Origin of the sequence: Actinomadura opuntiae (genome assembly GCF_030283205.1) — a bacterium.
Lineage (GTDB): Bacteria > Actinomycetota > Actinomycetes > Streptosporangiales > Streptosporangiaceae > Spirillospora.
The window spans coordinates 388,907-409,701 of the sequence record NZ_JASNWF010000009.1; the positions used below are offsets into that span (position 1 = coordinate 388,907).

The 20,795-nt window shown below is 73.9% G+C and carries 18 protein-coding genes; 11 read left to right on the plus strand and 7 right to left on the minus strand.

The window, feature by feature from the left end:
* Positions 1–2: 2 nt before the first annotated feature.
* From QP089_RS22045 to QP089_RS22065, 5 genes are read left to right on the plus strand one after another with little or no spacing between them, the layout of a single operon-like run.
* A complete protein-coding gene (locus tag QP089_RS22045; protein ID WP_285913620.1) occupies positions 3–2,987 on the plus strand; it encodes an AMP-binding protein in 2,985 nt (994 codons plus the stop codon).
* Complete coding sequence (locus tag QP089_RS22050) at positions 2,984–5,647, plus strand: amino acid adenylation domain-containing protein (protein ID WP_285913621.1); 2,664 nt, start codon at positions 2,984–2,986, stop codon at positions 5,645–5,647. The genes QP089_RS22045 and QP089_RS22050 overlap by 4 nt, the downstream gene beginning before the upstream one ends.
* Positions 5,648–5,670: 23 nt before the next feature.
* Entirely contained in the window at positions 5,671–6,684 is a 1,014-nt protein-coding gene (gene gntD, locus QP089_RS22055) for a guanitoxin biosynthesis L-enduracididine beta-hydroxylase GntD (protein WP_285913622.1), read from the plus strand.
* Positions 6,685–6,725: 41 nt separating this feature from the next.
* Complete coding sequence (locus tag QP089_RS22060) at positions 6,726–7,985, plus strand: nucleotide sugar dehydrogenase (protein WP_285913623.1); 1,260 nt, start codon at positions 6,726–6,728, stop codon at positions 7,983–7,985.
* Complete coding sequence (locus tag QP089_RS22065; protein WP_285913624.1) at positions 7,982–10,084, plus strand: iron-containing redox enzyme family protein; 2,103 nt, start codon at positions 7,982–7,984, stop codon at positions 10,082–10,084. The genes QP089_RS22060 and QP089_RS22065 overlap by 4 nt, the downstream gene beginning before the upstream one ends.
* Here QP089_RS22065 and QP089_RS22070 read toward each other — a convergent pair.
* The 4 genes from QP089_RS22070 to surE form a co-directional block, all read right to left on the minus strand.
* Positions 10,072–10,761 carry a response regulator gene (locus QP089_RS22070; RefSeq protein WP_285913625.1) on the minus strand — a complete coding sequence of 230 codons (690 nt, stop codon included), beginning with the start codon at positions 10,759–10,761 and terminating at the stop codon, positions 10,072–10,074. The genes QP089_RS22065 and QP089_RS22070 overlap by 13 nt on opposite strands.
* Before the next feature lie 562 nt (positions 10,762–11,323).
* Positions 11,324–11,962, minus strand: a complete 639-nt coding sequence (locus QP089_RS22075; RefSeq protein WP_285913626.1) for a flavin reductase family protein — start codon at positions 11,960–11,962, stop codon at positions 11,324–11,326.
* Between the two features lie 167 nt (positions 11,963–12,129).
* Entirely contained in the window at positions 12,130–12,756 is a 627-nt protein-coding gene (locus QP089_RS22080) for an FMN-dependent NADH-azoreductase (RefSeq protein WP_285913627.1), read from the minus strand.
* A 316-nt stretch (positions 12,757–13,072) separates the two neighbouring features.
* Positions 13,073–13,993 (minus strand): 5'/3'-nucleotidase SurE, encoded by a 921-nt coding sequence (surE, locus tag QP089_RS22085; protein WP_285913628.1) that lies wholly within the window; start codon positions 13,991–13,993, stop codon positions 13,073–13,075.
* Between the two features lie 135 nt (positions 13,994–14,128).
* Between surE and QP089_RS22090 the strand changes: the two genes are divergently transcribed.
* A complete protein-coding gene (locus QP089_RS22090; RefSeq protein WP_285913629.1) occupies positions 14,129–15,154 on the plus strand; it encodes a LacI family DNA-binding transcriptional regulator in 1,026 nt (341 codons plus the stop codon).
* 35 nt (positions 15,155–15,189) lie between these two features.
* Here the strand turns inward: QP089_RS22090 and QP089_RS22095 are convergent, their stop codons facing one another.
* Complete coding sequence (locus QP089_RS22095; protein WP_285913630.1) at positions 15,190–15,975, minus strand: VOC family protein; 786 nt, start codon at positions 15,973–15,975, stop codon at positions 15,190–15,192.
* 209 nt (positions 15,976–16,184) lie between these two features.
* Between QP089_RS22095 and QP089_RS22100 the strand changes: the two genes are divergently transcribed.
* Genes QP089_RS22100 through QP089_RS22110 form a run of 3 tightly spaced genes read left to right on the plus strand, consistent with a single transcriptional unit; the run spans position 16,185 to position 18,239 of the window.
* Complete coding sequence (locus tag QP089_RS22100; RefSeq protein WP_285913631.1) at positions 16,185–16,589, plus strand: VOC family protein; 405 nt, start codon at positions 16,185–16,187, stop codon at positions 16,587–16,589.
* A gap of 46 nt (positions 16,590–16,635) precedes the next feature.
* Entirely contained in the window at positions 16,636–16,974 is a 339-nt protein-coding gene (locus tag QP089_RS22105) for a YciI family protein (RefSeq protein ID WP_285913632.1), read from the plus strand.
* A 5-nt stretch (positions 16,975–16,979) separates the two neighbouring features.
* A complete protein-coding gene (locus QP089_RS22110; RefSeq protein ID WP_285913633.1) occupies positions 16,980–18,239 on the plus strand; it encodes an RNA polymerase sigma factor in 1,260 nt (419 codons plus the stop codon).
* Here QP089_RS22110 and QP089_RS22115 read toward each other — a convergent pair.
* Positions 18,232–18,714, minus strand: coding sequence for a hypothetical protein (locus tag QP089_RS22115; protein ID WP_285913634.1), 483 nt, complete (start codon positions 18,712–18,714; stop codon positions 18,232–18,234). The two genes, QP089_RS22110 and QP089_RS22115, sit on opposite strands and share 8 nt — an antisense overlap.
* A 269-nt stretch (positions 18,715–18,983) precedes the next feature.
* On the opposite strand from QP089_RS22115, the gene QP089_RS22120 reads away from it, so the two are divergent.
* Together QP089_RS22120 and QP089_RS22125 are read left to right on the plus strand one after the other, a co-directional pair.
* On the plus strand, positions 18,984–19,421 hold the full coding sequence (locus QP089_RS22120) for an Hsp20/alpha crystallin family protein (RefSeq protein WP_285913636.1): 438 nt from the start codon (positions 18,984–18,986) through the stop codon (positions 19,419–19,421).
* An 83-nt stretch (positions 19,422–19,504) separates the two neighbouring features.
* Entirely contained in the window at positions 19,505–19,846 is a 342-nt protein-coding gene (locus QP089_RS22125; RefSeq protein WP_285913638.1) for a MerR family transcriptional regulator, read from the plus strand.
* Between the two features lie 144 nt (positions 19,847–19,990).
* On the opposite strand, the gene QP089_RS22130 is transcribed toward QP089_RS22125, so the two are convergent.
* On the minus strand, positions 19,991–20,614 hold the full coding sequence (locus tag QP089_RS22130; protein WP_285913639.1) for an acetate uptake transporter: 624 nt from the start codon (positions 20,612–20,614) through the stop codon (positions 19,991–19,993).
* Positions 20,615–20,795: the final 181 nt, after the last annotated feature.

Below are 20,795 nucleotides of genomic sequence, written 5' to 3' on the forward strand. Positions count from 1 at the left end.
CCGTGTCCCGCACCCTGACCGGGCTGTTCGGCCGGCGCGCCCGCGCGCATCCCGGCCGGCCGGCCGTGCTGGACGGCGGCCGCGCCCTGACCTACGCCGAGCTCGACGCCGCCTCGGACGAGGTCGCCGCCGGGCTGGCCGCGCGCGGCGCCGGCCGCGGCGACCGGGTCGCGCTCCGGCTGCCCCGGTCCGCCGACCTCGTCGTCGGGGCCCTCGGCGTCCTCAAGAGCGGCGCCGCGTACTCCCCGCTCGACGTGGCGTGGCCCCCCGCGCGCGTCGCCCGGATCACCGAGCGGCTCGGCGCACCGGTCGAACTGGACGCCGACACCCTGCCCCGGCTGCGCGCGCAGGGCCGGGCCGCCGCCGCTCCGGCCCGTCCGGCGGTGCGGGAGGACGACCCGGCGGTGGTGCTGTTCACCTCGGGATCCACCGGCGAGCCGAAGGGGGTGCTGTGCCCGCACCGGGCGATCGGCCGCCTGATCCCGCACGCCGGCCATCTCGACCTGACCGGGCCCGTGGTGATGCCGCTGGCGGCGGCGGTCCCGTGGGACGCGATGTCGCTGGAGCTGTGGAGCACGCTGTGCTCCGGCGGGACCCTGGTCGTCGTCCGGGACCTGTACCTCACGCCCGGCCGGCTCCGCGACCTGGTGGCCGGGCACGGCGTCGACTCGCTGGTGCTGGCCACCTCGGTGTTCAACCTGCACGTGGAGGAGGACGCCGGCGCGTTCTCCGGGCTCCGGCAGGTCGCCGTCGGCGGCGAGCAGCTCTCGCCCGGCCATGTCGCCGCCTTCGTCGCGCGGCACCCGGACATCGCTCTGATCAACCTCTACGGACCGGCCGAGAACGGCATCCTGACGACGACGCACCGCTTCACCGCGGCCGACCCCGCCGAGGGACGGGTGCCGATCGGCGTGCCCGTCCCGGGGACGTCCGTGCACCTGGTGGACGGGGAGATCTGCGTCAGCGGCGACGGCCTGGCCCTCGGCTATCTCGGCGATCCGGCCGGCACGTCCGAGCGCTTCACCGAACTGACGATCGACGGCCGCCCCGTCCCCGCCTACCGGACGGGCGACCGCGGCCACCGCACGCCCGACGGCCTCTACCACTACGCCGGGCGCACCGACCGGCAGGTGAAGATCCGCGGCCACCGGATCGAGCCCGCCGAGGTGGAGCACGCCGCCGAACGCCTCACCGGGGTCACCCGCGCCGCCGTCGTGCCGGTCGACGGGCCCGACGGCCGCGCCACCGGCCTCGCGCTGTTCTTCACGGGCGACCGGGAAGGCGCGGACGTGCTCGCCGGCCTGCGGGACCGGCTCCCCGGCTACCTCGTCCCGGCCACCGCCGAGCACGTCGCCCGGTTCCCGCTGACGGGCAACGGCAAGCTGGACCACGCCGCACTGGCCAGGTCCGCGGCCGGGGCCGGCACCGCTCGCGCCGCGGCGCGGCCGGCGCCCGCGCCCGCCCTCGACGGCGCCGGCACGGACGCCGAACGCGTCGCCGCCGTCTTCGCGGACGTGCTGGGCCTCCCGAGCGTGCCGCCGGACGCCGACTTCTTCTCCCTGGGCGGCGACTCGCTCGCCGCCGGGCGCCTCAGCGGCAGGCTCACGGCGGCGCTCGGCGCGCCGGTGCCGCTCTCGGCCGTCTTCGAGTCCCCCACACCCGCCGGCCTCACCGCCCGGATCGCCGGGCGCCCGCGCACCGGTGGCGCCGCGTCCGGTGGCGCCGCGTCCGATGGCGCCGCGTCCGGTGAGGACGACCGGCGGGACGGCGCCGTCCCGCTGCTGCCGTCCCAGCTGACCTTCTTCGTCGCGCAGCAGATGGACCCCGACGACCTCACCGCGCTCTGCCCGATCGTCTGGGACCTCGACGGCGCCCTCGACGCGGCGGCCGTGCAGCAGGCGCTCGACGACGTGAACGCGCGCCACGAGGCACTGCACAGCCGGTACACGGTGCTGGACGCCCCGGTCGCGGTGCGCCCGCCCGACCGGCCGGCGCAGGTCGAGCTGATCACCGTCGCAGGTCCCGCGGACGTCCTTCCCGCGCTCATCGCCCCGCTGGACATCCAGGACGGGCGGCTGTGGCGGGCCGCGCTGGCGCCGGGCCGGTTCGGGATCGTCGTCCACCACGTCGCGTTCGACGCGCGGGCGGCGTCCGTGCTGGCCCGCGACCTGTCGGCCGCCTACCGGGCACGGGCCGAAGGGCGCGCGCCGCGGTTCGGCGATCCCGCGCCCGGCCTCGCCGAGCTGGCGTCCGGGTACCGCCCGCCCGCGCCGGACGACCTCGCGGAGCAGCGCGCCTACTGGCGCACCGCGCTCAGCGGGGCGACCGCGCTGGAGCCGCCGCCCGGAACGGGACCGCCCGGCGGCCTCGCCGCGACCGTCCGGCGGTTCGACGAGGCGGCCCTCACGGCGGCGGTCCGGTCCCGCGGGACCACCGCGACGGTCGCGGTGCTCGCCGCCTACGCGCACGCGGTGGCCGACCTCACCGGCCGGACGGACGTCGTCGTCGGCCTGCCGGTCGCGCGGCGCGGCGACGCGGCGGCGGAGCGCGCGGTCGCCTGCATGATCGAGATGACCTGCGTCCGGCTGCGCGCGCCGGCCCTCGACGCGGCGCGCGGGGCGCTCGTCGAGGCGCTGCGCCGTCCGGACGTCCCGGTGCACGAGATCGCGCGCCTGGCCCGGCTGCGGCCCCTCTACGACACGGTCGTCTCGGTCCAGGACAACCCCGAACCGATGCTCGACGTGCCCGGGGTCCGCGCCCGGCACGTGTGGGTCGACACCGACGAGCTCGACACCGCCCTTCTCGTCGAACTCCTGCCCGGCGGGCGGCTGCGGGTGAGCCGGCGCCGCGAGGCGGTGTCCGCGGACTTCGCCGACGCACTCGCCGACGCGATGGCCGCCTTCCTCTCCGGGCTCGCGGACCGGGAACCCGTCGCCGCGGCGAACGGAACGGCGGACGGCACGGCGAGCAGGGGAGCGGACCGATGAGCGCCCGGCGCAGACGGCTGTGGGAACAGCGGGTCCTCGACCCGGCCGGTCCCTGGCACGACATCGCCTTCACCGTGGACGTCGCGGGCCGCGCCGACCGCGCCCGCCTCGGCCGGCTCACCGCGCTCCTGCGCGACCTCGCGACCGGTCCCGGCACCGAGCCGGAGGGCGGCTTCCGGGACGCGCCGTCGGCCGAGTTGAAGGACGGCGTCGTCACCGCCACCGTGCCCGCGGTCTGGGGCGCACCGGACGACTTCGTCCGTGCGCTGGCGACCGGCACGCCTCCGCGCGACCGCGGCGCCACGCCCGCCGACCTGGACCATTGGGCCGAGAAGCTCGCCGACGCCGTCGACCCCCGGCTGCCCGAGGACGGCGACGCCGCCGCGGACGCCGACCCCGCCGGAGTGCTCGGCTTCGGCGAAGCGCCCGCCGCCCGCGCCGCCGACGGCCTGCTGCTCGCCGCGCTCGCGGTCGTCGCCTGGCGCTGGACCCGGCTGACCGACCTGGCCATCGGGGTGCCCGAGGGCCTGGTCCGGCTGGAGGCGGACGCCGCGATGCCGCTCGGCGAGCTGACCCGGCGGGCGCGCGAGGCCAGGGCCGCGGCCGCGCGGCACGCCGGAACATACGAACGCGCCATGGAGGAGACCGGGGTCCGCCTCCTGCCGAGCCTGCGGCTGATGGACGCGGTGCGGGACGCCCCCGTCCACGCGGACGGGCTGACGCTGACGCCGCACGTCCCCCCGCACGGGCCCGTCGGGTCCACGCTCGCCGTCGGCCCCTCCCATGCCGCCTACGACGCGCGCCGGCTCTCGGCGGGAACCGTCGAACGGATCCTGGCGCAGATGCGCATGGTCATGGATGCGGCGCCGGACACCCCGCTGGGTGAGCTTCCGCTCATGGAACCCGCCGAACGGGCGACCATCCTCACCGGTTTCAGCGCCACCGCCCCGGCCGCGGGCGACGGCCGCGCGCTGCACGAGACCGTCGACGGGCCGCCGGACGCGACCGCGGTGGTCTGCGGCGAGGACCGGCTGACCTACCGGGACCTGGCCCGCCGCTCCGACCGGCTCGCCCGGTACCTGCTGGACGCCGGAGTGCGCCGCCAGGAGATCGTCGGGGTCGGCATCGGCCGGTCCGCGGACCTGGTCACCGGCTTCCTCGGCGTGCTCAAGGCGGGCGCCGCCTACCTGCCCCTCGACCCCGGCTACCCGCCCGACCGGCTGGAGTTCATGCGGGCGGACGCGAAGGCCGGCACGGTCGTGACCGGCGAGCTGATCGCGGCGCTCGACGCCGCCGGCGCCCCGGGCCTCGACGCGCCGGTCCCCGTGCACGAGGCGGACCTGGCGTACGTCATCTACACCTCCGGCTCCACCGGCGCGCCGAAGGGCGTCCAGGTGGAGCACCGGCAGATCGTCAACTCCACGGCGGCCCGGTACCCCGTCTTCCCCGGCCCCTACGACTCCTACCTGGCCCTCGCCGGCCCCGCGTTCGACGCCCTGGGCGCCGGGATCTACCTGACGCTCAGCCGCGGCGGGACGCTGGTGCTGCCGACCGACGACGAGGTGACCGACCCCTGGTCGCTGGCCAAGCTCGCCGACCGGGAACGGGTGACGCACTTCGACGGGGTGCCCGCCCAGTACGCGGCCGCGCTCGACGCCGCGCCCGACGTCCTCGCCGGGATCCGCTGCGCCGTCGTCGCGGGCGAGGCCTGCCCGCCCGGGCTCCCGGCACGCCATTTCGACGTCACCGGCGACGCGGTGCTCATCAACGAGTACGGGCCGACCGAGGCGACCGTCTGGGCGCTGTGCCACACCTGCGAGCGCCCGTCCGGAGCGGCCGGGCGGCGGGTGCCGATCGGCAGGCCGGTCGCGGGCGCGCTGGCGTTCGTCCTGGACGACGGCCTGAACCCGCTGCCGATCGGCGTCCCGGGGGAGCTGTGCATCGGCGGGGCGGGGGTGGCCGTCCGCGGCTACCTCGGCCGGCCCGAGGCGTCCGCCGAGCGGTTCGTGCCGAACCCGTTCGGCGCCGGCCTGCTGTACCGCACCGGCGACATGGTGCGCTGGCGTCCCGACGGGACCGTCGACTTCCTCGGCCGGATCGACCAGCAGGTGAAGATCCGCGGCTACCGGGTGGAGCCCGGCGAGGTCGAGGCCGCGGTGCAGCGCCACCCGCGCGTCCGGGAGGCGGCCGTCGTGCCCGCCCGGGTGGGCGACCACATGCGGCTGGTCGCCTACGTCGCCACCGCCGACCCGTCCGTCGCCGACGCGGAGCTGACCGCGTTCGCGGGGAGCGGGCTGCCCGCCCACATGGTCCCGGCGGTGTGGATCCGCCTCCCCCACCTGCCGCGCACCCGCAACGGGAAGCTGAACCGCGCGGCCCTGCCCCCGCCGAGGCCCCCCGCGCGCGGCGGCGCGTCCGCCGCTCCCCGCACCCCCCTGCAACGCGCCGTGCTCGACCTGTTCGGCTCCCTGCCGGGCGCCGGCACGGCCACCGACCTGACGGCCGAGGTCCCCGCGTGGGCGGGCCCCCGGTACGGCCCCGCCCTCGTCACGGCGCTGCTGCGGGACCGCTTCGGCGATCCGGTGCCGCACGTGACCGCCGGGGACACCGCCCGCAGGATCGCCGCCGAACTGCGACGGCTCGGTACCCACCTCCAGTGACGCAGCGAAGGAGAAGGACGACGATGGACGCACCCGTCTCGTACTCGATGTCCCTGGCCGACATCGGCGAGCTCGAAGCACTGATCGACAAGGTCGACTCCCTGGACATCGACCCCGCCGCCCCGCGGTTCTTCGACCAGGCCTGGGAACTGACCGCGATGGTCCCGCACGGGGTGCGCCGCTTCCTGGCCGAGTTCTGCCTGTACGAGCAGGCGGCCTTCGGCATGGTGCGCGGCTGGCCCGTCAGCGACCGGGCGATCGGGCCGACCCCCGAGAACTGGACGCAGGCCGCCGAGCAGGCGCGCGGACGCCGCGAGGAGTTCGCCCTCGCGCTGTTCGCGATGTGCCTGACCGGCGCCACCTTCAGCTGGTCCACGCTGCAGGGCGGCCGGCTCATCCACAACGTCGTCCCGATCCAGGGCGACGAGTCCGAGCAGAGCGGCCACGGCCAGGTGCTGCTGGAGTGGCACACCGAGGACGGCTTCCACCCCTACCGCTGCGACTACCTCCTGCTGTTCGGCATGCGCAACCACGACCGGGTGCCGACCCTGGTCTCCTCGATCCGCGACGTCCGGCTGGACGAGGCGGACCTGGAGATCCTCCGCCGGCCGCTGTTCCACATCATGCCGGACAACGAGCACCTGAGGCAGATGGCCGAGATCCATCCCGGTCACCCGAGCCTGCTGCGCGCCCGCAGGATGCGCGAGGAGCCCGAGGCCGTCCCGGTCCTGTTCGGTGCGCAGGACTCGCCGTACCTGCGGATCGACCCGTACTTCATGCGCTGCGCGGACGGCGGCCCGGCGGCCGAGGGGGCGCTGCGGCGCCTGATCGACGAGCTGAACCGGGTGCAGCAGCGCATCGAGATCGAGCCGGGGACGCTGCTGATCGTCGACAACTACCTCGCCGTGCACGGCCGGGCGGCGTTCAGCGCGCGCTTCGACGGAACGGACCGCTGGCTGAAGAAGACGCTGGTCACCCGGAACCTGCGGACGTCGCGCGACATGCGCGAGTCGCCGTCCAGCCGGGTCATCGTGTGACCGCCGCGCGATCGCGGGAACCCGAGGAAGGAGTCTCGCCCATGGACCTGGTCGTCGTGGGTCTCGGCTATGTGGGCCTGCCGCTGGCGCGCGAGGCGTGCCGCGCCGGGCTGACCGCCGGCGGCCTCGACCGCGACCCCGCCGTCGTCGCCGGCCTGGCGGCGGGCCGTTCCCACGTGGACGACGTGGCGGACGCCGACGTGGCCGCGATGCTCGCCGCGGGCTTCACGGCCACCGACGACCCCGCGGTGCTGGGCGCGGCGCAGACGATCGTCATCTGCGTGCCGACGCCGCTGGCGCCCGAGGGCGGCCCGGACCTGGCGGCGGTGCGCGGCGCGGCGCGGCGGGTGTCGGACCATCTGCGCCGCGGGACCCTGGTGGTGCTGGAGTCCACGACCTACCCCGGAACGACCGAGGAGGTCGTCCGGCCGATCCTGGAGGAGTCCGGGCTGACCGCGGGGGAGGACTTCCACCTGGCCTTCTCGCCCGAGCGCATCGATCCGGGCAACGGCCGGTACGGCGTCGCCAACACGCCCAAGATCGTCGGCGGGTACACGCCCGCGTGCGCCGCCGTGGCCGAGGCCTTCTACGGCAAGTTCGTCGATACGGTCGTCCTGGCCAAGGGCACGCGCGAGGCCGAAATGGCGAAACTGCTGGAGAACACCTACCGGCACGTCAACATCGCGCTGGTCAACGAGATGAGCGTGTTCTGCAACGAACTCGGCATCGACCTGTGGGACGCGATCTCCTGCGCCGGGACCAAGCCTTTCGGATTCCAGTCGTTCTTCCCCGGCCCGGGCGTCGGCGGGCACTGCATCCCGATCGATCCCAACTACCTTTCCTACAAGGTGCGGACGCTGGGGTACTCGTTCCGGTTCGTGGAGCTGGCGCAGGAGATCAATACCGGAATGCCGCGGTACGTGGTGCACCGTGCGCAGCAACTGCTCAACAACCGGGGCATGGCGCTGCGCGGTGCCCGGATCCTACTGCTGGGCGTCACCTACAAGGCCGACGTCGCCGACCAGCGCGAGTCCCCCGCGCGGCGGATCGCCGAGCAGCTGGCCCGGCACGGCGCGCAGCTGTCCTACCACGACCCGTACGTCGAGACATGGCAGGTCGGGGAGCTGCGGCTGTCCCGCGCGGCGGACCTGCCGGACGCGTTGCGGACCGCCGACCTGACCCTCCTGGTCACCGACCACAGCGTGTACACCGCCTCCCTGCTGGGCGAGCACGCACGATTCCTCTTCGACACGCGCGGCCGCACCAGCGAGCGGCCGACGGCGAACACGGAGCTGCTGTGAACCCTCCGGACCTCGGCGGCGCCGACCCGGCCGCCTTCCGCGCGCTGTACCTGTGGGCCGACGACCCGGAGCGCGAGTTCTGGCCCGGCCCGGTCCGGGACCAGCTGCGCGAGCTGATCGTCCCGGGTCCGGGCCGTCTCGATCCGGACGGCCTTCACCGCGAGGCGACCGAATGGGCCCGCGCGCAGCAGTCCCGGTTCCGGACGCGCGCCGGCCTGCCCGCGGTCCGCCGGATCGTGCTGAACTGCGCCCCGCTCGCGCTGAAGGCCGGGGCGTGGCTGCAATGGCTGGTCGGCGCCGGCAACGCCGATCAGCAGCTGAGCATGCACGTCCTCGCGCTGTACGCCGATGACGTCGGCGCCGGACGGCCCGGCGAGGACCGCGCGGCGTGCTACCGGCGGCTGATGGAGGGCGCCGGCCTCGCCGGGCGGATCGTGCCGGAGGAGCGGCTCGCCGCCGACCGGCAGATCGCCGACCGGAGCTTTCGCCTCGCGGCACTGCTGCTGGCCGCGAGCCGCTATCCGGCAGCCTTCGCTCCCGAACTCCTCGGAGCCGACCTGTGCCTGCGCTGGGTCGGCGTGCTGCCGCCGCTGCACGCCGTCCGGGACGGCCTGGACCCCTCCGCCGCCACGGCGCGGACGTGGTCGGCGCTGGACCTCGGCGCGTCGGCCGACCGGTCGCTGGCGGCGGTCCGGACGTACCTGCGGGACAACCCCGGCGACGACCGGCCGTGGCGGGCCGTCCGCTGGACGCTCGACGAGCTGCGGGCGTGGAGCGACGACCTGTACGGCCTGAGCGGCCGGGCGCTCGAACCCGCGTTCGAGATGGCGGAACTGCTGCGGCACCGTGCACGCGAAGCCGGCGCGTACCACCACGACTACCGGTTGGAGGGCAGGACGCTCGCCGAGTGGTTCAACGCCGACGCCGACCGGATGCTCGGCGTGCTGGCACGCAGCAGGCTCGTCCGGCCGGGCCGTCCGGACGCCAGCCCGCTGCTGCGCGATCTGATCGGCGCGGGCGGTCCGATGTTCCGTGTCTTCTCGCCCGAGGACCTGGCCGTCATCAGGCGCTGGATCGCCTCCCTCGGCGAAGGCGAAACGGCGGCCCCGGATGCCGCCGCCCCGGTCCCCGCCGCGGCTTCCACCGTCTCCGGTGCGCCGGCGCGCGCGCACGAACGCGACGAGGCCCCTGCCGAAGCCGCCCCCGCGACGGTACGCGAGGCGTACCGGAGGCTGCTCCAGCGCGACGACTCGCCTGCCGTCCGCGGCTACGCACTCGACTACGCACGCGGATGGCTGGAACGCTCGCGGGCGGGCATCGAACGGATGAAGAGCCCGCCCCGGCAATGGGAGCCGGGCACGCTGCGCCGCTGGCTGCGCGACCAGCACGACCGGCACGACGAGCAGTTCCGGGCGGGCGAGAGCCTGGCCGTCCCGCCCCGCGAGAGCGTCGTCGACACCTTCCTCCAGCTCGCGCCGCTCAACCTGATCGACGGCGGCTGGCTCGGCGGCTTCACCGACCACCGGCACGCGGTCGGCGACCTGGGCCGCACCCTGTTCACCACGTACTGGGACGAACTGGGCAACGGCGAGCTGCCGCTCAACCACCCGCTCATCTACCGCGACCTGATGCGCGAAATGGGCTTCGACCTGCCGCCGACCGCGTCCCGCGAGTTCGCCGAATGGCCGGGCTTCCGCGACGGATCGTTCGAGCTGCCGGTCCACTGGCTGGCGCTCAGCCGGTTCCCCCGCACCTTCCTGCCCGAGACGCTCGGACTGAACCTGGCGATGGAGCTGTCCGGGGTCGGCGGGACCTACCGGCGCGACCGGGCCGCGCTGCGCGCCCACGGGTTCAGCAGCCGCTACGCCGATGTCCACAACACCATCGACAACGTGGCGACCGGCCACTCCGCGTGGGCGGTGGACGCGATCGACTGCCATCTCGCCGCCCTGGCCGAACGGTCGGGGGTGCAGGCGGCCGCGGACGCCTGGCTCCGGATCAGGACCGGCTTCCGCTCGCTGCGGCCACCGCCCGCGCGCACCGGCCGGGGGGCCGGAGAACGGGACGCCGGACTCGCGGCCTCAGGTCAGAGCGCCTGATCGGGCCGCCAGGCGTACTGGTGCTCCGGCCGTCCCGTGCTTCCGTAGCGGAGGCTGACCCGCACCCTTCCCGCCTGCGCGAGGGATGCCAGGTAGCGCTGGGCGGTGGTGCGCGAGATCCCGATCTCCGTTCCGATCTCGGCGGCCGACCGCGGGCCGTCCGCGCGTTCCAGTGCCTCCATCACCAGCCGGCCGGTGATCTGCGCATGGCCCTTCCCCCCGGGCCGCGGCGCCCCCGGCCCGCCGTACAGCGTGCGCAGCGCCTCGTCGATGTCGGCCTGGCTCAGCTGCCCGGTGACGCCGATCTGCCTGCGGAACCGCAGGTACGCGGTGAGCCGCTCGGCCAGGTGCGCCCCGGTGAACGGCTTGATCAGATAGTGGCAGACGCCGCCCGACAGCGCGGCGCGCACCGACTCGGCGTCGGCCGCCGCGGTGGCCATGATGACGTCGGCCTCCAGCCGGCCCAGCAGGTTCAGCCCCGACTCGTCCGGCAGGTAGACGTCCAGCAGCACCAGATCGGGCCGCAGCTCGGCCGCCATGGCGCGGGCCTCGGCGGCGGACCCGGCCCGTCCGGCCACCCGGAACCCGGGCACGGCCCGGACGAGCTGCGCGTGCACCTCCGCCACCCGGAAGTCGTCGTCCACGACGAGCACCGAGATCTCGGTCGGCTCGCTCATTCGGTCGCCCCCTGTCGGTCGGCGCGCCCGGCCCGGCGGGAGACCGCGCCCCCGCGACCGCCCCGGCCCGCGCCGGGCCGGGGCGGCACACCGTCATCGAAGATCGCCTCGTCCGGCGCGCCCGTGGTCTCAGATCGCGTCGCCCGGCTGCGCCGGCGTCCGGTCCGGGAGGCGCCCCACCGCGAACGAGATCATGAAGCCATGGCGATGGAGCCTTTCTGCTGCACAGCGCCGCTTTCCGCGCCCACCGCGACGATGCCGCGGGTAATGAACTGATCTCGACGGTTCGACACTGTGCAGATTAAGAGTCGTATCGGAGCGGTGCATTCGATGCCAGCCCGTGTCATTCTGTGCGCGTCCAGGCTGATCATTGTGCCGCATCACGCCCCCGCGTGCCGATCCGTTTCCGAATCGCATCCGGCGACGGTCGGGACTTTGATGACAAAGAGCAACTGCTTGAATGCGCGCAGTGTTCGCAGGCTGGTCCGATGACCATTCCTGCCGAGCCCGTCGGCAGCATTCCCGCGTGAGAATTTCGGGGCCGCGCCGATCGCGGCCGGGGTCAGATGGCCGCCGGCCGCGGGTCGTGGGGCATGTTCCAGGCTTCGGCGAGTCTGGAGGGGTGGACGTTGCCGCCGCCGCCGAAGAACTCGCAGAACTTCATGATCAGGGGGTCCCAGCCGAGCGGGTCCACGTGGCTCGTCCCCGGGATGACCAGCTCTTGCTCGACATGGGCGCGCAGGACCTCGACCTGGAAGGCGGTGGCCTGCGGGGTCGGCCGGCCGACGGGGTGGGCGGAGACGACCCTGCACTCCAGCTGGATCGGGCATTCCGCGACCCGCGGGGCGCGGACCATGTCCGACGCCTGCCGGGTCAGCCCGGCGGCCGCGAACTTGTCCGGCTCGTACCGGTAGCCCTGCGCGGCCTTGTGGTCCGGCACGTCCGGCCTTCCGGTCGTGAGGGCGAGCCGGTCGACGGCGTCGACCATCGCCGACGAGGGCAGGTTGAGCACGCAGTCGCCGTCCCGCAGCAGGTTCGCCGTGGTCCGGGCGCTGTTGCCGAGGCCGAGCATGCACGACTGGTTCAGCCACCACGCGGACGACATCGGCGCGAGGTTCGCTGTGCCGTCGGCGTTCACCGAGCTGATCAGCACCACCGGAGTTCCGAAGTACAACACCTTGAGCCCGGGGACGACGTGCATGCACAGTGCCTTTCGCAGAGTGTCGGAGAAGGCGATCCGTCGCCGACTCTCTCGCGAGCCAGGGTGGCCTCGCTGGCAGGAATGCGACGCCAGGTTCTCGTCGCCGAGCTGACGACTTCGGCCGGGCGGGGGAGGTTCGCCCCCGCCCGGGGTAGCGGGTCTTCCCGTCAGAAGCGCTTGCCTTCCTCGCGGGCCCGGGCGTGGGCTTCGCGGCGTCCCGTCTCGGCGTCGGCGGTGGCGAGGTTGGGACGGAACTCCACGGCGCTGATGTCGGTGATCCCGGCCCAGCGAAGCCAGCCCTCGAAGAACGTGCTCTGGAAGTCGGTGCCGAAGGCCGGCGGACGGCCGTCGCCGTAGACGGCGCTGGTGTAGACGACGGCCGCCTTCTTGTCCCGCAGGAGACCGGTGTAGCCGTGCTCGGGGTCGAAGCCGAACACCCAGCCGGGCTGGGAGACCACGTCGATGAACTGCTTGAGGATGTACGGCACGCCCGAGTTCCACATGGGGACGCTGAACAGGTAGCGGTCGTAGGAGTCGAAGCGCTCGAAGACGGCGCGGGCGGCCGCCCAGGCGCGTTCCTGGGCGCCGGCCGGGTCGGCGCCTCCGAAGACCGTCATCTTGGCGCCGGCTCCGGCCGGGCCGAACTCCGGGAGCGTGCCGTCCCAGAGGTCATGGTGGTCGACGGTGTCGCCGGGGTGGGTCTCCCGGTAGGCGTCGAGGAACGTGGCGGCGAGCGCCAGGGACTCCGAGGACGTTCCGCGCGGCGAGGCGGAGATGTGCAGCAAACGGCTCATGATCTGACCCCTTCAATAAGCGGACTATGGTCCGAATGTCCTCGGAACGCTACCGGACCACGGTCCGCTTGGCAACGGGCTGGTGCTGGGTACAGGGTCGAATCGGGTTCGCGCGTCATGGCACCGGCGGGGGCCCGGACATCCGGCGCCGACCAGCGCCGCCATGCCGTCCGCGACCGGCCCGGCCACGAAGTGGTAGGCGACCTGGCGCCAGGCCCCGGCGGTGAGCGGGTAGCGCCACCAGGACGTTCGGGCCGCTCCCCGGTGCCGGCGCCCGCGCGATTCCCCCGCTGACCGGCGGGATCGCGCGCTCGGGTCAGGGGGTGAGGCCCTTCAGCAGGGCGGCGGTGCGGGTGTAGGCGGCGGTCGCGGCGGTCCAGTCGCCGTCGATGGGGGTGATGCTGATCTTGTCGGCGGCGAGGGCGGCGACGTCGGAGGCGGGGCCGGGACGTCGCGGGGTGTAGGAGAGCTTCACCGCGTAGGTGCCGTTCCCCGTGTCGGTGTAGGACGGGACGAGGAGCGGCTGCCGGTCGAGCCTGGTCAACGCCCATCGGGTGGCGGGCCGCTCGCCGTCCGCCCCGACGATCGGGTAGTTGATGTTGAGCCCGGTGTGCTCGGGCAGCAGCCGCCCGCCCTGGGCCCGTCCTTGCAGCTTCGCCAGGAGGCGCACCAGGAAGTCGGCGGTGTGGCGCTGGGCGTTCAGGGTCGGGGTGACGGGGCCGGTGAAGGTGGTCTCGGTGCTGACGGCCATGGCGGGCACGCCGTTGTCGAGCGCGGTGATCGCGGCGCCCACCGTGCCGGAGTGGTCGGCGATGGCGGCGGGGTTCTGGCCGTAGTTGGTGCCGGAGACGACCAGGTCGGGGGCCTTGTCCTTGAAGACGGAGTAGAGCCCGAACGACACCGCGTCGCCGGGCGTCCCGGTGACCGCCCAGACCTTGGACGAGACGTGCTCGGCCTTGAGGGTGGGCGCGGTCGACTGCGCGGTGCCCGTGCCGCTCTGGTTCTGGGCGGGCGCGACGATGGTGACGTCGTGGCCGGCGGCCGTGAGCTTGTCGAAGACGGCCCTGATGCCGGGCGCGGTGTAGCCGTCGTCGTCGGTGAGCAGGATGCGCAGCGGCGCGGGCGCGGGCGCGGTCCGGGCGGGGGCGGCGTTCGCGGGCGCGCCGCCGACGGCGGCCGCGGTCAGCGCGGTCAGGCTCAGCAGGCCGAGGCCGGTGAGGGCTCTGGTGGTCGTCATGGGGTGGCGTCCTCGTTTCGATGTCCGGCCTCGGAGGCCGTCAGGGGTGGGGTCGGGACGGCGTGCTTATACGTATAAGTCCTTATAGCACCGGGCTGCCTGTGCCGGAAGGCCCGGGTGCGGAAAACTTGGCGCATGGACGAGTCGACCTCCCCCAGCGGACGGGCGCCCACCAGCGTGGACGTCGCGCGCCTCGCGGGGGTCTCCCAGGCCACGGTGTCGTACGTGCTGAACGACGCCCCGGGCGTGCGGATCTCCGAGGACACCCGCAAGCGGGTGCGCAGGGCCGCGGCCAGCCTCGGGTACACGCCGCACGCCCTGGCCCGGACGCTGCGCACCGGGCGCAGCGGCATCGTCCTCATGCCCCTGCCCGCCGCCGGCATGGGCCGGCTGGCCGCCGACCGCCTCGACTCCCTCGGCGAGGCCCTGCGCGGCCTCGGCTACAAGGTGGTGCTGTACGGCGACGACCGGAGCAAGGGCATCGCCGCGGCCCGCGACTGGGCGCAGTGGCGGCCCGCCGCGATCATCGTGGAGGCCGGCCGGCTGACCCGCCAGGGCGTCCGCCAGCTCTACGACGCCGGGGTGGCGACGGTCGTGGCGATCGGCGACGCGCCGTCGCCGATCGTCCCGACCTTCGTCTTCGACAACGCGGCGATCGGGGCCTGCGCGGCGGAGCACCTGCACGAACGCGGCCGGACGTCGATCGCCGTCGTCATGCCGCAGGAGAAGGGACTGGACGCCTTCAGCCGCCCGCGGCTGGCCGGGGTGCGGAGGGTCGCGTCGGCGCGGTCGATGCGGGTCCAGCCCGTCGACCTGGCCTTCGACGTCGAGCAGGCGGAGGCGCTGGTGGCGGGCTGGGCGGCGGCCCCGGCGCGTCCCGACGCCGTCTTCGCCTACAACGACGACTACGCGATGCTGGTGATGCGGGCGCTCCAGGACGCGGGCTTCGACGTCCCCGGCGACATCGCCGTGGTCGGCGCCGACGATCTCCCGCTCGGGCCGCTGCTGCGGCCGCGGCTGTCGTCGGTGCGGGTGCTGAACGGGCCGTCCGCCGAGGCCGTCGCCGCCCGCATCGACGCGATGGTGCGCGGCCGGACGCGCGACCCGGCGGTCACCGTGGAGCTCACCCGGGCGGAGATCGTCGTCCGCGAATCGTCCTGACACCGGCCCGGCACTGCTCGCCTGGAGCGCCGGCGTCAGCGGCGGCGGGCCGGCGCGATGATGCCCAGCCGCGCCCCCGCCGGATCGGTCATGATCGCGAAACGGCCGGGCGGGATGTCGGACGGCGGGACGCGGACCCGGGCGCCGAGATCGGCGGCCAGCGCGGCGGAGGCGTCGCAGTCGGCGACCTCGAAGTAGGGCGTCCAGTGCGGCACGGCATGGGGCGGCCACTGCTCGTCCATGCGGACCATCCCGGCCACCGCCCAGTCGCCGATCTTGAAGTTGGTGTAGGTGGGGCCGTAGTACTCGCGGTCCACGGCGCGCCAGCCGAACACCGCCCCGTAGAAGGCGCGGGCCCGGTCGACGTCGCGGCAGGCCAGCTCCACCCAGCACAGCGTCGAGGGTTCGCCGGCGACCTCGGCCCCCTGGTGCTCGTCGGGCTCCCAGACGGCGAAGGACGCGCCCTGCGGGTCGGCGAACAGCGCCATCCGCCCGAAGTGGACGACCTGCACCGGGCCGGTCAGCTCCCGCCCGCCCGCCGCCCGCACGGCCTCGGCGCTGCCGCCGATGTCGGCGGTGCGGAAGAAGCACGTCCAGGACGGGCGCAGGGTGTCGTCGTCCATCGGCTGCATGCCGGCGACCTGCGGCCCCTGCGGCCCGCCGAGCGTGCACATCTCGTAGTCGCCGAGCGTGTCCACGGTCACCGTGTAGGTCGACCAGCCGAACAGGCCGGAGTAGAACCTCGTGGACGCCCCAAGGTCGGGCGTGGCCAGCTCGGCCCAAGTCGGCATTCCAGGTGCGTATTCGGTCACCTCCGGCATGCCACCCACGCTAGAAGCGGACGCGCAATCTCCACGGATGCCGGGCCAAGCGGGCACGCAAAGACCACCCCAAAACGTTCCCCAGCCCGCCCGCGCCCGGCCGCCGAGAGGAAGACCGCGAACGGATTCGTCCGCGCGGTGTCGGATCTGCGGTGGCGCCGTTCGTCTCGGGGGTGAGGAGAGAATCCGCCTACGCAAGGGAGCCGGAGATGAACCCGACACTGAACACGATCGACGTCATCGTGTCCGACATCGACGCGGCGATCGCCTTCTACCGCCGTCTCGGCCTGGACTTCACCGTCGACGCCGCCTACCCCGAGCACGCGAACTGCGAGCTGCCGAACGGCCTGCACGTCATGCTGGACACCGAGAAGTTCCGCGGCTCGGCGCAGACCGCGGGCTGGACGCGTCCCGAAGGCGACCCGCGCACCTTCCTGGCCTTCCAGTTCCCCACGCCCGCCGACGTCGACGCCAAGTACGCCGAGCTGACCGGCGCCGGCCACCACGGGATCCAGGAGCCGTGGGACGCGTTCTGGGGGATGCGGTACGCCACCGTCGCCGACCCGGACGGCAACGGCGTCGACCTGTACTGTCCCCTGTCCGCCGGCCGGTAGCCGCTGGACGGTCACACATGAGCGGCACCTGGGAAGGATCGAGACCGTGAAGTACGTGCTGATGTTCGTCGAGACCGAGCAGTTCGCGCGCGACCTGGAGGCGATGAGCGAGAGCGAGCGGCAGGCGGCGTTCGAGCGGGTCGGGCAGTGGTTCGCCGATCACGCCGCCCACATCACCCACCACGCCCACCTGCGGTCCGCGGAGACCGCGACGACGGTGCGGCTCGAGGACGGCGGGCCGGTCGTCACGGACGGGCCGTTCGTGGAGGGCAAGGAGGTCGTCTCCGGCTACGCCGAGATCGACGTCGAGGACCTGGACGCGGCCCTGGCCATCGCCCGCGCCTGGCCGGCCTGCCCCGTCGTCGAGATCCGGCCGATCGACTGACGGCCGTGCCCGACCACCGTCCAGGCCCGCACCACCGGGGGCACGATGACGTGCACGGTGAGCTGGCCCGCGTCGTGCGGGAGCACGCGGGCCGGCTCACCGCCTGCCTGGTGCGGGTCCTGGGCGATTTCGCCGCCGCCGAGGACGTCGTCGCCGACGCGGTGGAGACGGCGCTGCGCCGCTGGCCCGACGAGGGCGTCCCCGACCATCCGGACGCGTGGCTGCTGACGGTCGCGCGGCGGCGCGGCATCGACGTGCTGCGCCGCCAGGCGAACTACCGCGACAAGCTCGCCCGGCTGCGGTGGCCGCCGCAGCCCGACCCCGACGACCGGCTGAAGCTGATCTTCACCTGCTGCCATCCCGCGCTGCCCCGGGAGGCGCAGATCGCGCTGACGCTGCGGACGGTGTGCGGGCTGACCGCCGCGCAGATCGCCGCCGCGCTGGTGGTCGGCGAGTCCGCGGTCGCGCAGCGCATCACCCGCGCCAAACGCAAGATCGCCGCCGCCGGGATCCCGTACCGCGTCCCCGGCGACACCGAACTGCCCGACCGGCTCGACCAGGTGCTGGCCGTGGTCTACCTGCTGTTCAACGAGGGCTACCTGACCAGCGCCGGCGACCGGCCCCGGGCCGCCCACCTGGCGGACGACGCCGAATGGCTCGCCGCGCAGCTCGCCTGGCTCATGCCCAAGCAGCCCGAGGTCCTCGGTCTGCTCGCCCTCATCCGCCTGCACCAGGCGCGCGCCGCGGCCCGCTTCACCCCCGCCGGCGATCTGATCCCACTACGCGACCAGGACCGCGCTCGCTGGGACCACGCCGCGATCGGCGAGGCCATCGGGCTCCTGGAGCGCGCCGCCACCGCCAAGCGTCCCGGCCCGTACCAGGTGCAGGCCGCGATCGTCGCCTGCCATGCCGAGGCGCCCACCTGGGACGACACCGACTGGCCGCAGATCCTGGTGCTCTACGACATCCTTCTCGCGCTGGCGCCGTCCCCGATCCATCGGCTGCACCGGGCCATCGCCGTCCGCCATGCCCCGCCGCCACGCGGCGGCCCGGCAAAGGCCCTGGCCGCCCTCGACGCAATGTCGGAGGCCGAACGGCACACCCTGGAGCGCTATTCGCTCTACCACGCCACTCGTGCCGAACTGCTGCGCGATCTCGGCGACGTCGAAGCCGCTCGCGTCGCCGACCAGCGCGCTTTGGCCCTGACCCGCAATCCCGCTCAGCAGTCCCTCCTCCAAAACCGGCTCGACCAGCCCCTCACCTGAACGCGCCGACCGCCCGAATCGCACGTTGCGAAGCACGGACGATAAAGCGCCGTGAAAGGCCGGCGGGCGCAGGGAAGGCCCGCCGGCCCAGCAGATGTTCCGACACTGAGCGAGACTCCTGTTCCGACTGCCGCCCTCCTTTCCGGCGCCCTCTCGGGCGCCCGCGTCGCGCGCGATCCGCATGCACTGCGCGGAGCAGCGGAGGCGAGCGCTGGCGCCGCAGGGTGGTGCCGCGGGTTCCGGCGCCGGCCGGGTCTCCGCTCGGCGCGCCGCGCGCCGCCTCCGGATATCTCCACGGTCGCCCGGTGGGCGGGTTCTGCGGGGGAGCGGGCGGGCCGGGCCGCGCGGGCGGCGCGCCGTAGTTGGCCGCGATCAGCGCGTCGAACTCCTCGCGCACCCACTGATCGTCGGCACAGATCAGCTCTGCGAACTCCTCGTCCGCCCGGAGCGGCACCCGGCCCTGCATCTCGATCACTCCCCGGAACCTCTGCCAGCGTCACCAGGTCATCGACCGATACACAATTCCTATAACTCCGCCTCCAGGAAGATGTCAACCCCTTGCGCGGTGCCTGCCCGTCACCGGCTGCCCGAGGTGCCGGCGCGGCGGCAGGAGCGGATCGGCGGCAGAGAGGTTGACGCACTGCCGATGCACATAGCTATAATTCGAGTTACAGGTTTCCTTCCTGTGAAGGACACGCCCCCGGGAGCCGGAGGCCCGGGGAGATCTTCGGAGGTGAGGCAACGATGCTGCTGACGTCGATCGATCCGTTCGTGCAGGAGTTCGAGCGCCAGTTCGACCGGGCGGTCCGCCAGGCGGCCGGCCAGGGCGGGGCGGGGATGCCGATGGACGGGATCCGCCGCGCCGACGACGTCGTCCTGCGGTTCGACCTGCCCGGCGCGGACCCCGACTCGATCGAGGTCACCGTCGACCGCGGCGTGCTGACCGTCGGCGCGCGCCGCGAGGAGAAGTTCGGCGAGGACGAGCGCGTCTTCGTCCGCGAGCGCACCATGGGGACCTTCACCCGCCGGGTGTACCTGTCGGAGCACCTGGACGCCGACGCCATCGAGGCCGCCTACAGCAACGGCGTCCTGGCCGTCCGCATCCCGGTCCTGGAGAAGGCCAAGCCGCGCAAGGTCGCCATCCAGCACGCCGGTGAGGCGCCGCAGGTGATCAGCGGCTGACCCCGCGCGGTGGCACCTCACGTTCGGCGGGGCGCGACGGCCGCGCCCCGCCGCCCTGACCGGCAGAAAGGAATCGGCAGCCGGTGAAACTGCCCATGGACGACGAGCACGCCGCCCTGTTCACCGTCGGACAGGTCGCCGACATGCTGCACGTGCAGCAGGCGTTCCTGCGCCGCATCGACACCCAGCGGATCGTCTCGCCGCAGCGGTCGGCGGGCGGCCAGCGCCGCTACAGCCGTTCGGAGATCGGCCGCATCCAGCAGGTCGTCACCATGATGGGCGAGGGGATGACGCTCCCGGCCATCCGCCGGATCTTCGAGCTGCAGCACGAGCTCGCGGAGATCACCCGCGAGCGCGACGAGCTCGCCCGGCTGCTGGCCGCCCGGTCCCGCGCCGGGACGCCCCCCGGCGCCGCCGGGCGATAGCCCCGGCGGCCGTCACCGACGCTTCGCGACCACGGCAGGCCGTTTCCTGGTGTCCTGCGCCTGCCGGGCGCGGCTGAGCGTCCCGGACCCGCGAGAGGCCCCCGACCGCGGCGCGGTCGAGGGCCTCCCCTTCGGGCGGTGGGGTCAGGGCCTGGTCGGCGAGAGGTTGAACATCGGCTTGCCGACGAACAGCGCCGGGCGGCCGAGCATCCCGTTGATGACGCCCGCCGCGGAGGTGTACCAGGCGACCAGGGCGGTGATCACCCCGATGATGCCGCCGACCTTGATCGTCGTCTCGTTCGTGGAGAACTCGCCGATGAACAGGACGATCTCGGTGATCTCCAGGGTCAGGAAGACGGCGAACACGGCGAGGTTGACCTGCGTGCTCCACAGCAGCATGTACGTGTTGAAGATCGCGAAGGCCAGCAGGATCCAGCCGAGGTCGTTGTGGACCTGGTCCGGCGCCGTCGCCTTGGGCGAGACGAGCAGGACGTAGAGGCCGAGGCCGATCCAGAAGCCGCCGTAGGTGGAGAAGGCGGTCGCGCCGAACACGTTGCGGTTGCGGAACTCCCACATGCCGGCCAGCAGCTGGACGAGGCCGCCGTAGCCGAGCGCGTAGCCGAGCCAGGCGTCGGTGCCGTCGGTCCACTGGGCGTTCTTGGCCGAGAGCAGGAAGGTGGTGAGGGCGAACGCGGCGAGCCCGAGCGGGGCCGGGTCGGCGACCGCGGGCGGGGTCTGAGGAGTGGACTCTTGCTCGACGTGGGTCATGTTTCCTCCTCGCTGGAGTCCCCACGTCGCGGCTTGCTCGGGAGCAGGCGGGGCTGGACGAGGGAACGCGGGAACAGACGTTCGGAAAGGCCGCACCGGCGGGACAGGGACTCTCCTTGCCGCATGCTGGTCGGACCTCACCGTCATGCCGTGCATCTGGCGCGAGGTCGGAAGCGCGTCA

Excerpts from the sequence above, each read along its gene's own strand:
- QP089_RS22130 (WP_285913639.1), bottom strand. The coding sequence starts at position 20,614 with ATGACCCACGTCGAGCAAGAGTCCACTCCTCAGACCCCGCCCGCGGTC.
- QP089_RS22120 (WP_285913636.1), top strand. The coding sequence starts at position 18,984 with ATGCTGCTGACGTCGATCGATCCGTTCGTGCAGGAGTTCGAGCGCCAG.
- gntD (WP_285913622.1), top strand. The coding sequence starts at position 5,671 with ATGGACGCACCCGTCTCGTACTCGATGTCCCTGGCCGACATCGGCGAG.
- QP089_RS22050 (WP_285913621.1), top strand. The coding sequence starts at position 2,984 with ATGAGCGCCCGGCGCAGACGGCTGTGGGAACAGCGGGTCCTCGACCCG.
- QP089_RS22100 (WP_285913631.1), top strand. The coding sequence starts at position 16,185 with ATGAACCCGACACTGAACACGATCGACGTCATCGTGTCCGACATCGAC.
- QP089_RS22090 (WP_285913629.1), top strand. The coding sequence starts at position 14,129 with ATGGACGAGTCGACCTCCCCCAGCGGACGGGCGCCCACCAGCGTGGAC.
- QP089_RS22095 (WP_285913630.1), bottom strand. The coding sequence starts at position 15,975 with ATGCCGGAGGTGACCGAATACGCACCTGGAATGCCGACTTGGGCCGAG.
- QP089_RS22070 (WP_285913625.1), bottom strand. The coding sequence starts at position 10,761 with ATGAGCGAGCCGACCGAGATCTCGGTGCTCGTCGTGGACGACGACTTC.
- QP089_RS22060 (WP_285913623.1), top strand. The coding sequence starts at position 6,726 with ATGGACCTGGTCGTCGTGGGTCTCGGCTATGTGGGCCTGCCGCTGGCG.
- QP089_RS22080 (WP_285913627.1), bottom strand. The coding sequence starts at position 12,756 with ATGAGCCGTTTGCTGCACATCTCCGCCTCGCCGCGCGGAACGTCCTCG.
- surE (WP_285913628.1), bottom strand. The coding sequence starts at position 13,993 with ATGACGACCACCAGAGCCCTCACCGGCCTCGGCCTGCTGAGCCTGACC.
- QP089_RS22075 (WP_285913626.1), bottom strand. The coding sequence starts at position 11,962 with ATGCACGTCGTCCCCGGGCTCAAGGTGTTGTACTTCGGAACTCCGGTG.